Genomic DNA, 12156 nt, shown 5'->3' with positions numbered 1-12156 from the left:
AGACGCCGATCACCCCGCTAACGGGGTCCCTTTTGCACGCCGGTCCACACTCATGCCCATCGTCAACTTTGGGGCTGCTCGGCATTGACCATCTTGCGCAGATGCCGCCGCGCGATGACTTGCGCATTGTCGCCTTGAAGGACGGCGGGGCGCAGATCCCAAAAGTTCTTGCCGCCCATCCGTTTCGCCACTGCCTCCAGCATCGGCTTGTCCTCCTGGCCGAATGCATAGAGCACCCCCGCTTCGCGATCGGGCACGGGCCGCTCCAGGTCGTAATTGCGGCGTATTTTGAACCAGTAGTGCGTCGCTCCGTTGCTTTCCGGGGTCAGCGCATGGAGCGATCTTGAAATCAGCACGCGGCTGGGATCGCTATCCTGCCAGATGTCACCGGAAATATAGACGAAGGACGGGCCGACCCAGCGGAACACCATCTTCTGATGCGCCGGTTTGCCAGGCTCGCTCAGATAGGGCGTGACGGCTGGCTGGGTGGGCAGATTTTCGAGCATGAACGTCTCGCACACCTCATCGCCTGCATAATCGACTTTCGGCACATGCCGTCCATAGGCGCCACCGGTCGAAAGCAGCCCGGGGTGGAGAAAATCCGCATGACTGGCGTCGAGCAAATTGTCGATGATGAGTTCGTAATTCGCCTCGGTCCGCAGATAACCTGTCAGCACGTCGTTTGAGCTCGCGCCGTCCAGAAAGCTGAGATCGGGCAACTTCGAAGGGTCCGCGTTTGCGGGATCACCCATCCACACGAAGATCAGTCCGTGCAATTCCACGCTGGGATAAGCGCGGACCGCCAATCCCGGCTGGATCGAACCGTCGGCGCGCGGATTGAAGACGCAGCTGCCCGTGCCGGAAAAACGCAAACCGTGGTAGCCGCATTCGACCGCGCCGTCGCGAAGCCTGCCAAGGCTCAGCGGAGCGAAGCGGTGCGGGCAGGTGTCCTCAAGAATGGCGATCGTGCCATCGTTCTCGCGAAACAGGACAAGCGGCTCATCCAGCACGCGCCGCGCCAGCAGACGTTCCGGCTCGACTTCGTCTACTCGCGCCACGGCATACCAGTTGTTCCGTACAAAGCCCACGGTTCACCTCCCATATCCAATCAGGCCATATCCAATAAGGCACGAGGCGGCCGCGCGGACATTGCCTGAACAGGTGCGGCCTACCATGCTCCGGCCGCAATAAAAATAATATTTTTCTAGAAAAACTATCACGGTGCAGATAGGGACGGTGGTCGCGATACCAAGCTTGCAGGAGAAGGAACATTGAGCACGATCAGATCAGATCTCGCCGACCACGCGACACCGCTCATTCGCAATGCCTGGTATGTCGCCGGGCTGAGCGACGAGCTGGATGGCGGGCTGATGGACCGCTGGATCCTCGGCCAGCCGGTGCGCCGGTGGCGATGGACAATCGCTGTCCGCATCGCTCCTTCCCGCTTTCGAAGGGGAAGCGCGTCGGTGATCAGGTCGCTTGCGGCTATCACGGCATGACGTTCGCGCCCGATGGCCGTTGCACCCTGTTCCCTCCGATCGCCAAGACTCCGGGCAATTTGCGTACGCGCGTTTATCCGGTTGTCGAACGCGCGCCGCTGGTGTGGGTGTGGATGGGGGAACCCGATACGGCTGATCCCGCCCTTATCCCCAAGCATCATTCCTTCACGGAGCCGGGCTGGGCCGTGGTTTCCGGTTACTATCATATTGATGCGAACTATGTCGGGTTGCAGGAGAATCTGCTCGACCTGTCGCACTTCGAACATCTTCATAGCAGCAGTATCGGCGTGCCGGATCAAAGCAGCGCGGCAATCGAAATAGAGACGCGCGATGACGGTATCTTCTCGCATATGCTATATCGCGACGTTCCGGCGCCACCGCTGTGGAATCGCGCCCTGCGTCTGCGCGAACCGCTGATCACCCGGACGATCGAAGAGGGGTATCGCTCGCCGGCCTCGGCCGATGGTGCGACCACGATCCGGGCGGTAGGCGGCGATGATGTCGAGCCACGTGATTATCACATCCGCATCCTTCACTTCATCACGCCCGAGCATCAGGACACGACCCATTACTGGTGGTTCTTCGCGCGCGATTTCGCGACGGACGATGACGAACTGGGCGAGATGTTCCGTTCCGGCATCGGTGCTGCGTTCCTTGAGGACAAGGAAGCGCTTGAGCACATCTCCTCACTGGTCCAGGCCGACCGGCGGGACGATTTTCGCGAGATGAGCTTCGCCAGCGACAAGGCGAGCGTGATGCTGCGGCGGCATCTGAACAAGCTCGCCCAGGCCGAAGCGCTTGAAAAAGCTTGAGCGGGCGTAGCGCTTGATCTTCGCGGCAGGGTTGCAACAGGCTGAATGATGACAATGTCTAACGACTTTCGCGGCCTCCTTTATGCTCTCGATCACCCGAAGCTGGAAGGCGCGCGCGGCCTGACGGCGGCTGAATTCGGGCTCAGGATGAAAGCGCAGCCGCGCGCGAAGGCCCTGTTTCTCGATCCTTGGGAGTCCTTGGCCGCTGAGCCGTTTCACGGGTTGACGTGTGACGGAATGTGCGAGCAGGATTTGTTCGCACTCGGCGATGAGGACGCCCCGGCGGAACAGATGTTCGAGGCCGCCTGCCGGTTGCTGCAAACCGTCAATGGCCATGAGGCAGCGAAGTTGCGTCATCCGATCGACTCGGATGCCTGGCGCCGCTGGAGCAACCCAGAGTTCCTCTGGAACGACAATGGATTGCGTCTGATGAATGCAGGACGGCCGTGCGGAACGCGGTGCTGGACGTGATCCGTGCCTCCCTTAGCACATCAGGATTCGCCAAGGCGCGCGGTTGCATGATCGCCAATGCCTTTCTGGGCGAATTGACCCAACTGCCAGCGCTGATGAATGAGCATAGCTATAATTTCGTGCTGTTCGGCGAACCATCGCTCAGCGCACCTTGGGGGTGGAATTTCTACGGTCACCACCTCGCGCTCAATTGTATGATCATTGACCGGCAGATGGTGATTTCGCCGACCTTCATGGGCGCCGAACCGACGCGCATCGACACCGGGCCGCATGCCGGGCTTCGCATGTTCAGGGAAGAGGAAGAGATTGGTCTGGCGCTGATGCAGTCGCTACGCCCGGAATTGCGCGATCAGGCGCAGATTTTTCCGTCGATGCTGGGCACCGACCTGCCCGAAGGACGCTGGCATCCCGGCGATGGACTCCATCTTGGCGGGGCCTTTCGCGATAACCGCGTCGTTCCGTTCGAAGGCGTTTCGGCTGTGGCCTTCAACCACGCGCAGCGCAGCATGCTGATGGACCTGGCAAGGACCTTTCTGGTTTACCTGCCCGATGGACCGCTCTGCGCGAAGCTTGCCCAGATCGAGCGTCACCTTGACCGCACGCATTGGAGCTGGGTTGGCGCTTATGGCGATGACACGCCCTTCTATTATCGGATTCAAAGCCCGGTGATTATGCTGGAATTCGATCATCATGCCGGTGTCTGGCTCAATAATGCGACCCCTGCGAAATGTCACGTCCACACGGTCGTACGCACTCCTAATGGGAACGACTATGGCAAGGATCTGTTGCGGCAGCACCTGGAAGATGTGCACCGTCCGGCGCCCTAAGGACGCGGGCCAGTCTGCCGGTTCATGCATCAGGCGCTTCATGGAGGCGCAGGCTTTATATTAACCATATTTTATCGAGGCATATATTAGGCCGGCTCAACATTATCGAATGATGGATGGGCCCATGTCTGGCGGCTTAGAAGCGATATTCCTGAAAGCGAAGCGTGCTGAAAAGCGGGGCGACGGCGGCGAAGCGCGGCGCCTGCTGGAGGAGGTGCTGGCCAGACACCCCAACAATCGCAAGGCGCACAACGAGCTATCGCGGCTCCGCCAGCCAGAGCAAGATCCCCAAACATTCCTCCAGGCCGAACTGGCGGAGATCGGCAAGCTCCATGCCGATGCGGATTATGAGCAAATGGCGATCCGTTCGGAAAAGCTCGCCCGCACTTTCCCCCAATTGTCCGCCCTTCAGGGGGTGCTGGGGGTCGCCTATCTTGGGCTCGACAATCCGGCGCTCGCTTCAACGGCTCTGCGCAAGGCGATCGAGAGTCACCCATCAGATCCGGTCCATCACAACAATCTTGGAATCGCGCTGCGGCAGATGGGTCAGTTGCAGGAGGCCGAAGCCTGCTATCTGGAGGCGACGCGGCTGAACCCGGACTATGCGCAAGCATGGTATAATCTGGCCAATTTGTACGCGGCACAGGACCGGCCGGACTCCGCCGCAGACGCATATGGGGCGGCGCTGGCGATCCAGCCGGACTATGTGGATGTCCATTATAATCTGGGCAATCTGCATCGCGAAAACCGGCGATATGCGCAGGCCATGGATTGCTATGAGCGCCTTACCCGCCTTCGTCCCGATCATTTCGATGGCTGGACCAATCTGGCGTCGGCGCAATTGGCGGAAGGAAGGACGGAAAGCGCGATAGCTTCGTTCCGCCAGGCCGCATCCATCGATCCGGCAAATGGCCGGGCCTTCATCAATCTCGCCAATGGCTTGACGCTCGCGGGGGCTTTGAACGAAGCGCACGAGGCATTTTCGCGCGCGCACGACATCCTGCCTTCCGATCACCATGTCAGCGCTCAGCTTCTCTACCTTGAAGCGCATCTGTGCGACTGGACACGGCGCGACCAATTTTCCGCGCTTCCGATTCAGGCGGCAAAGGGCAATGATCCCATACCGCCCTTCATAGCGCTGCCGTTCGAAGACGATCCTGCCCGGCTTTTCGCCCGCGCGCGGATCGTTGCGCAGGCAGCCATGCCGAATCGCAGTCCAGCCTTCGCGCCGCCCGACCGCCAGCCGGGAGGCAAAATTCGGATCGGTTATTTTTCGGCGGACTTTCACGACCACGCCACGCTTCATCTGATGTCGGGGTTGCTTCGCGAACATGATCGTGAGCGGTTCGAGATCCGGGCCTACAGCTTTGGCGCGGATGACGGATCAGGCCGCCGCCAGGCGCTGCTGACCTGTCTCGACGCCTTTACCGACATCCGCGAAATGAGCGATGCCGAGGTGCTCGAACGCGTTCGTGCAGACGCGCTCGACATCGCCGTGGATTTGAAGGGGCATACGCGCGACGCGCGGCTGTCGCTCTTTGCCGGACGCATGGCCCCTGTGCAGATCGGTTATCTGGGCTATCCCGGCACGATCGGCGCGAACTTCCTCGACTATATCGTCGCCGACCAAGTAGTCATCCCGGCCGGGGCGGAGGTTCATTACGCCGAACAGGTCATCCGGCTTCCCGGCAGCTATCAGACCAATGACGACCAGCGCGCAATCGGGTACTGCCCGGCCGACCGCACCGAACTTGGACTTCCCAGGGATGGTTTCGTCTTCTGCTGTTTCAACCAGAACTGGAAGATCGGGCCGCGCGAATTCGACATCTGGATGAGGTTGCTAAAGCAGGTTGAAGGCAGCGTCTTGTGGCTCATCCGCTCCAACCCCTGGGCACAGGTCAATTTGCAGGAACAGGCAAGGCTGCGCGGCGTGGACCCGGCGCGGCTGGTCTTCGCTGAAAAGATACCCCACGCAGATCATCTTGCGCGCCACATCCATGCCGATCTTTTCCTCGATACCTTTGTGGTCAATGCCCATACCACCGCAAGCGACGCGCTCTGGGGCGGATTGCCGATGCTGACGGTTGCCGGTGAACAGTTCGCATCCCGCGTCGGCGCCAGCCTCCTGTCTGCTCTCGACATGCCGGATCTTATTGCCTCATCGCCCGATCATTATGAGGCGATGGCGCTGGAACTGGCGCATTCTCCCGAAAAGCTCGCTGCGTTGAAGGCGCGCCTGGCCGTGAACAGGACGTCATCGCCCCTGTTCGACACCACGGCGCATACGCGCAGCCTGGAGGCCGCCTATGAAGCTGCGCATGAACGGCGGCTACAGGGACTCGCGCCCGCCCCGATCACGATCGGCCACGACGGGATGGCGTTCGAATAACCTTTGATTAAGCATAGTGGTTTACCTCGTCTGTGTCGAAGAAATCGGCGGCCAGTTCACAGACGCAGGACCCAAAGCCCATGATCCCCAAGCTCATCCACTTCATCTGGGTTGGTGACGAAAGCAAGCGTCCAGACAATTGCATCGAAACATGGCGCACCATGAACCCGGACTGGGATTTCATCTTGTGGGGCAATGCCGAACTGGACGGGATGGAATGGATCAACCACCGGCACATGCGGGACATGGCCGGGCGCGAACTGAACGGAGTCGCGGACCTCATGCGGTGGGAGATCCTGCATGCCCATGGCGGCGTCGTTCTGGACGCCGACAGCATCGCCCTGAGTCCCCTCGACGAGAAACTGCTCGACTGCGAAGCCTTCGCCTGCTGGGAAAATGAGATTGTGCGCCCCGGCCTCATCGCCGCGGGCTATTTTGGAAGCGTGGCAGGCAATCCGTTTCTCAAGCAGATCATCGACGATATCGCCGCGGAGCCCACGGTCATCCAAGACATGGCCTGGAAAACGGTGGGGCCGCAGCGCCTTACCGACAGCTATCGCAAATATGCCTATTCGCGGCTGCGCATCTACCCCAGCCATTATTTCATCCCCCGCCATTTCAGCGGCATCAGCTATGAAGGATCCGATCCGGTCTATGCTCATCAGCTCTGGGGTTCGACCCGTCAGGCCTATGATGAGATTTACCAGCAGGACTTCACCCCCGCCAACCAGCAGCCCGCGCCCGCACCGTCATCCGGCGATGTGGCCCAGCCTGCACCGCTGGCTGAAGAAGCCGGGGCGGCAAAGGCTGGATCAGTGCTTGAAGACTTGCACGATCCCTATTTCGTCCAGCACGTGGAAGTCTCCGATGAGATTGCGAGCCTGAACCGTTTCGATGTCTTCGCGAAGATGTGCGAAGGTAAAAAGGTGCTGCATGTCGGGTGCGCCGATTGGCCGATCACCGATCCCGCCACATCCCTGCACCTCGCGCTGGAACCTTATTGCGCCCAACTGGATGGCTTCGATGTCCATGCTGAAGCCTTGGAACAGCTCAGGCCGCTGACGAAGGGGCAGCTCTACACGCGTTTTGAGGATATCAAAGGGTCCTATGATGTCGTCCTCGTGCCCGAAGTCATGGAGCATGTGGCGAATGTGGAAGAATTCCTGGTGCAACTCCAAAGTCTTGATGCGGCCTGCTACTTCATCTCCGTACCTGACGCCTTTCAGTGCCGTGCGAGACATTTCGACTATGTCCAGGGAAGCCAGACATTCGTGGAAGTCGTCCATCCAGATCATAATGTCTGGTACACTCCCTACACCTTCGCCAACACGATCCGCAAATATAGCAGCCTGACGGTGGAAAAAATGTGGTTCTTCAATCACATCTCCTTACTGGCGCTGGTATCCAAATCGGAAATGCGGCTGGCAGCGTGATCTGGGACCGGGTCTGAGCTGGACTCCTTCGGAAAAACATAAGGTAATGGACGGCGAAATGCCCGCCCACAATTAAAGCCGTCATCTATCGAGCCCTATGCCGCCCCTCAGGTGGACAATGACGGAAAACACCTGATTCTCGGTCATGGAACGCCGACGCTTATCGCATTTTCTGCCAGTCAGGACGAAGTAGGGTCTCGCTACCCCAGTTCGGGTTCTTCAAATCTCCGTCCAAGCAATAGTCGAAAGCGTAAAGTGTGTCGGTAGCAGGGCGGCATTGCCAGAACGAAAGGGGAAGATTTGCGATCTTCACAACCCGCTCCCGCGCCTGTTCTGGGTCCATGTTGAGGACAAGGGAGCCATCTTTGCGCTCCCGCAACCATGTTTCGATATGCCCGCCCAATTCGCCCGCGTTCTTCGCGCTTAAACCCCTCGTGAGATTGGTTTCCAGCGCGGCGCTGTGGGGATCAGGCCATAGCGGCGCTAGCGCCAACTCTGCCGGTGTCATCTCTTTGTCTTGCAATACAGCACAATCTGCACCGATTGCGGCGCGTTGCGCTGCTCGCCACCTAGCCATATCACTGCGCCCGGTTGGACCATATATGCTCAGCGTGTCGAGAAAGTCCCGGTAGGACCGGCCATGATCGAACGGGAGGTCTTGAAATGCGAGCGTCTCTATAGCCTCAACCAGCGAAACTCCCCTCCGGGCAGCCTCCACCGCATCTTGCCAAGACGCAACCGCATAGTCGCTTCCCATGATATTCCGATTGTAAAAGTCGGGAAGTCCCTCATCCAACTTCGCCAACAGCGCGGCAAGCGTCTCGGAGGCTTTGCGCCGCGCATCGTTTCGCACGCCGTCAAACACAAAATCGCTCCACGTCACGAAGATGGCCCGGATTGCGTGCAAACGAATAGGAAGTTCTGTTTCGCGGCCTAATCCCCACGGCCCATCGCCAATGCGCGCAACGCCGGGGAACGCGCGCATGGCAGATCGCAGAGCAACAAGGCGCTTGTTGTCATCGCCCGGTAGATTGGCGAGCATGATACGAGGCGAAACGTCGTCGGGGCGTCGCTTGCTCCAGAATTTGAGCCATTCAGACGGGCGCATTGTAATTTCTCGATTAGCTTGCGGGCAGTAAGGTGCCACCCCTACGAGATACTTCCTAATATTGCCTGCACGCCATGCGGTCGATGCGCTTTTTCTCTCTCTGTCGCCAAACACATGATTTGCGCGCACAGTTCGGCAGCCTGACGGAACGCCGCCGCGCGTCTGTTTTTATGCCCGAAAAACACTGTCGGATCGTGAAAGTGTCCGACAACCCTTTGAATGGGGTTTCCCGTCACCATGAATAGCCACTTATCGCGCTATTCCTTCCATGAGCCGTTAGTCCGCTTCGCCCGCGCCCGCCTTTATCTCCTCTCGCATTATACAATATCGCATATTGCATGTTGTCCCCCTTGGTGATCGGGCTATTCGTTCCGGCGATGAACAAAGCGTGCCCCGTCGCAATCGGGCTGGCGCGATCGTCCGCCTGCATGTCTGCTGACCTGTAAGGCCTGGCGTCGCGGACCTGCCTCATTGCTCGGCATCCGGTCGCGCGAAGCAGGGTGGAGAGATGACGAATTTGTTTGATCCGGCGCTGGAAGCCCTGATCGCGGAGCAGCAGGCATTTAACGCCAGTGTTCCTGATGACATCCCGGCGAATATTCCGCCTGCGCCTCCTGCCACCGAACTGCCTGCGGAGGCGCGCGACATCAGCGGCGTTCCGGTCAGGATCATTCGTCCCGCCGATGCGGCGGCGGGGATCTATCTCCATTTTCATGGCGGGGGCTTTGTCGAAGGCAGTGCCGCGATGGCGGATTATCCCAACCGCCACATTGCCAAAACCATCGGCGCCATCACCGTCAGCGTCGATTATCGCCTGGCGCCAGCACATCCCTTTCCGGCGGCGCGGGACGATTGTTTCACGGTCGCGCGCTGGCTGCTCGATCATGGCGCGGCGGAGTTCGGCACCGACCGCATCGTCATCGGCGGCGATTCTGTGGGAGCGACGCTGGCCGTCATGGTGCTGCTGCAACTGCGGGATGCGTCCGGTGCGGCGAAGCGCGTCGCCGGGGCCAGCCTCGTCGCGGGCAATTACGACCTTTCCGGCACGCCCAGTCAGCGGCGGACGACGCCTGACAAGTTTCTCTCGCCCAGGCGCCTCGGCCAAACGCGCGAATGCGCCTTTCCCGGACGCACTGGGGAGGCGCTGCGCGATCCGGCCATTTCCACCCTCTATGCCGACCTTGCGGACATGCCGCCCGCCTTGTTCACCGTGGGCACGCAGGACGTGGTCCTTGACGACAGCATGTTCATGGCGGCGCGGTGGCGCGCGGCAGGGAATAGCGCGGAACTCGCCATATATCCTGAAGGGCGCCATCTCCTGCTTGCCCAGCCCACCAAAATGGCGCGGGCGGCGCGAAGCCGCATCCATCATTTCATCGCCGAAAGACTCAAGGCCTGACGGATCAGTCCGGGATGCCGCCGTCCTGAACGGCCATCCTGATCTGCTCGCGCAGCCAAAGAACGCCCGGATCGTCGCTGCGGGACCGGTGATGCTGCGCCAGTACCTTGAGCGTCGGAACTTCGAAAGGCGGATAGCTCCAGCGCAGCGGCGCGACCTCGCCAAAGAAACGGGCGAGCCGCTCGTGCATGAGGGCGAGCCGCATTGTGCCCGGCAGGAACCATGGCACCGTGGCGAACGAACTGATGCCGATCTCGATACGGCGCGTTATCCCCAGCGCCTCCAGATGCTGCTCTCCCCATCCGCCGAACCGGTCCGGCCCGAACCGTGCTGAAACAAAGTCGGCCCCTTCTATGTCCTCCAGCGTCAGAGGCCGCTGGAAGACCGGATTTTCCGCCCACCCGGTGATGACATATCTTTCCTCATAGAGGAATTCGGTGGGCTGGTCCCGCCGCAGATAAACTTGGGGACCGATGAATATGTCGATGGTGCCGTCCTCGAACTGGCGCGGGCTGCCATATTCGGGCGGGATGATGTCGAGCGCGATGTCGGGCGCGCGCGATGCCATATTCGCCGCCAGCCGCGTCAGGACGGCAACGGCGGAATAATCGGACGCGACGACGCGAAAGTCCCGCACGCTTGTCGAAGGATCGAATCCGCCGCTGACCGTCACGATCTGCTCGGCGTCGCTGAGGCATTGGCGCACCAGCGGGCGCAACGCCCGCGCCGCTGCCGTCAGGTGATAGCGGCGTCCCTCAGCGATGAGCAGGTCGTCGCCGAAAAATTGACGCAGGCGGGCGAGCGCCGCGCTGGTCGCTGGCTGGCTGAGGCCGACGCGCTCGGCTGTCCGCGCGACGCTGCGCGTTTCCAGAAGGGCGTCGAGCGCTACCAGCAAATTGAGATCAAGGCCTTTGAAGCGCATGCTTATCATCCATCCGGTGAATGCTAATCCGTTCATACTTTGAATTATGTGGATGATCCAGCGGCTGGCATAATGCTCGTCAGCAATCATCAATCATATATTTCAGGAGAGAGTTATGGACGACGCCTCTGCCCTCAGTCCCGATCCCATCCGGCCGGGAATCGGCACCAGCGGGACTGCGCGGAACTGGCCGCTCAACAGCTGGTGGGTCGCGGCCCACGGCAGCGAAGTGAGCGAGAAGCCGATCATGCGCTGGATCATGGAGCTTCCGATCGCGCTCTATCGCACGGAGTCCCAAGAGGCGGTGGCGCTGCACAACCGCTGCCCGCATCGCTGGGCGCCGCTGCATATGGGCGAGGTCGCTGGCGACAGGCTGATATGCCCCTATCATGGCATGGAATTCGAACCATCCGGCCAGTGCATGAAAGTGCCGACGCAGGACAATACGCCCTCCGCGATCCGCATACGCGCCTTTCCGGTGGAGGAACGATATGGCTTCATCTGGATCTGGATGGGAGAGGCGAGCCTTGCCGATCCTGAGCTTATCCCCGCGGACCTCGCCTATCTGGAAGATCCGGCCTGGTATAATGTCTGGGGCTACAAGGCGGTCAATGCGAATTTCATGCAGATCAAGGAAAATGTCCTCGATCTCACCCATTTCAGTTTCCTTCACAAAAACTCGCTCGGCGTGACTGACTGGAACCGCCCGCCCAAGGTGGAAAGCGCCAATGGCCGCGTCACCTATAGCCAGTTTTTCGAAAACTCGCCGCTCGCGGCAATCTATGCCGCTGCCGCCAACAAGACGCCCGGCAAGATCGTCAACCGCGAAACATGGGGAACGCAATTATCGCCCGGCGCCCATCATTCCGCCGTCAACATCTATGATCTGGACACCGAACCCAACGGGCTAAGCGAATGTTTCGCCAGGGTCGTGCATCTGACCACGCCGGTGTCCGTCGGCAAGACCCATTATTACTGGGTCATGGCACGCGATCATGGCGGCCCCTATGATGTCGAACAGACGCGCGCCTTCATCGGCAAGGTTTTTGCCGAGGATGTGACGATGCTGGAGGCGACGCAGGATATGGCTCGCCGGGCGGCCGACCAGGACGAGGCGCTGGAATTCAGCGTTTCGGCCGATCGTGCCGGAGTCACTGGCCGCCGCCTGGTCGCTGCGATGACGGATGCGGAGAAAATGCAGCAGGAATGAAGCTGGCTCTCGCATCGAGCAGAAAAGAGGCTGCGCACGGGCGATCATGCGCGGTGACTGCATGTGGCTGGAGCCGGTGAATTTCG

Annotated in this window: 9 protein-coding genes and 1 pseudogene; 7 read left to right on the top strand and 3 right to left on the bottom strand. The window is 60.2% G+C overall.

The genetic code is table 11. The features are described 5' to 3' along the window. Positions 1 to 62 precede the first annotated feature (62 nt). Positions 63 to 1088, bottom strand: a complete 1026-nt coding sequence (locus ET21_RS0101675) for an aromatic ring-hydroxylating dioxygenase subunit alpha (protein ID WP_037470054.1) — start codon at positions 1086 to 1088, stop codon at positions 63 to 65. Positions 1089 to 1271: 183 nt separating this feature from the next. On the opposite strand from ET21_RS0101675, the gene ET21_RS27995 reads away from it, so the two are divergent. The 5 genes and pseudogenes from ET21_RS27995 to ET21_RS0101655 all read left to right on the top strand — a co-directional run bounded on the left by ET21_RS27995 (position 1272) and on the right by ET21_RS0101655 (position 7431). After that, positions 1272 to 1499: a hypothetical protein gene (locus ET21_RS27995; RefSeq protein WP_162180677.1), complete on the top strand. Its 228-nt coding sequence runs from the start codon at positions 1272 to 1274 to the stop codon at positions 1497 to 1499. Then, positions 1412 to 2311, top strand: a complete 900-nt coding sequence (locus ET21_RS0101670; RefSeq protein WP_030538325.1) for an aromatic ring-hydroxylating dioxygenase subunit alpha — start codon at positions 1412 to 1414, stop codon at positions 2309 to 2311. Before ET21_RS27995 ends, ET21_RS0101670 begins: the two co-directional genes overlap by 88 nt. A 45-nt stretch (positions 2312 to 2356) precedes the next feature. Next, positions 2357 to 3609 (top strand): annotated as a pseudogene (locus tag ET21_RS26350) (DUF3500 domain-containing protein). Between the two features lie 124 nt (positions 3610 to 3733). Further along, complete coding sequence (locus tag ET21_RS0101660; protein WP_051767888.1) at positions 3734 to 5998, top strand: tetratricopeptide repeat protein; 2265 nt, start codon at positions 3734 to 3736, stop codon at positions 5996 to 5998. Positions 5999 to 6078: 80 nt separating this feature from the next. Further along, positions 6079 to 7431, top strand: coding sequence for a glycosyltransferase (locus ET21_RS0101655; protein WP_030538323.1), 1353 nt, complete (start codon positions 6079 to 6081; stop codon positions 7429 to 7431). 160 nt (positions 7432 to 7591) lie between these two features. On the opposite strand, the gene ET21_RS0101650 is transcribed toward ET21_RS0101655, so the two are convergent. Next, a complete protein-coding gene (locus ET21_RS0101650; RefSeq protein ID WP_156028978.1) occupies positions 7592 to 8539 on the bottom strand; it encodes a hypothetical protein in 948 nt (315 codons plus the stop codon). A 508-nt stretch (positions 8540 to 9047) separates the two neighbouring features. On the opposite strand from ET21_RS0101650, the gene ET21_RS0101645 reads away from it, so the two are divergent. Continuing rightward, on the top strand, positions 9048 to 9938 hold the full coding sequence (locus tag ET21_RS0101645) for an alpha/beta hydrolase (protein ID WP_030538321.1): 891 nt from the start codon (positions 9048 to 9050) through the stop codon (positions 9936 to 9938). Positions 9939 to 9942: 4 nt separating this feature from the next. Here ET21_RS0101645 and ET21_RS0101640 read toward each other — a convergent pair whose 3' ends face one another. Further along, positions 9943 to 10860 carry a LysR family transcriptional regulator gene (locus ET21_RS0101640; protein WP_030538320.1) on the bottom strand — a complete coding sequence of 306 codons (918 nt, stop codon included), beginning with the start codon at positions 10858 to 10860 and terminating at the stop codon, positions 9943 to 9945. A gap of 115 nt (positions 10861 to 10975) precedes the next feature. Here ET21_RS0101640 and ET21_RS0101635 point away from each other — a divergent pair, with 115 nt between their 5' ends. Beyond that, complete coding sequence (locus ET21_RS0101635; RefSeq protein WP_030538319.1) at positions 10976 to 12070, top strand: aromatic ring-hydroxylating dioxygenase subunit alpha; 1095 nt, start codon at positions 10976 to 10978, stop codon at positions 12068 to 12070. Positions 12071 to 12156 lie beyond the last annotated feature (86 nt).

Origin of the sequence: Sphingobium sp. DC-2, from assembly GCF_000722555.1 — a bacterium.
GTDB classification, from domain to species: Bacteria; Pseudomonadota; Alphaproteobacteria; order Sphingomonadales; family Sphingomonadaceae; genus Sphingobium; species Sphingobium quisquiliarum.
This window is presented reverse-complemented; position numbering and strand designations above follow the sequence as displayed.

What these genes read in the sequence shown, in the direction of transcription:
- ET21_RS0101670 (WP_030538325.1), top strand. Translation starts at nt 1,412, where the DNA reads ATGGACAATCGCTGTCCGCATCGCTCCTTCCCGCTTTCGAAGGGGAAG.
- ET21_RS0101660 (WP_051767888.1), top strand. Translation starts at nt 3,734, where the DNA reads ATGTCTGGCGGCTTAGAAGCGATATTCCTGAAAGCGAAGCGTGCTGAA.
- ET21_RS0101655 (WP_030538323.1), top strand. Translation starts at nt 6,079, where the DNA reads ATGATCCCCAAGCTCATCCACTTCATCTGGGTTGGTGACGAAAGCAAG.
- ET21_RS0101650 (WP_156028978.1), bottom strand. Translation starts at nt 8,539, where the DNA reads ATGCGCCCGTCTGAATGGCTCAAATTCTGGAGCAAGCGACGCCCCGAC.
- ET21_RS0101645 (WP_030538321.1), top strand. Translation starts at nt 9,048, where the DNA reads ATGACGAATTTGTTTGATCCGGCGCTGGAAGCCCTGATCGCGGAGCAG.
- ET21_RS0101640 (WP_030538320.1), bottom strand. Translation starts at nt 10,860, where the DNA reads ATGCGCTTCAAAGGCCTTGATCTCAATTTGCTGGTAGCGCTCGACGCC.
- ET21_RS0101635 (WP_030538319.1), top strand. Translation starts at nt 10,976, where the DNA reads ATGGACGACGCCTCTGCCCTCAGTCCCGATCCCATCCGGCCGGGAATC.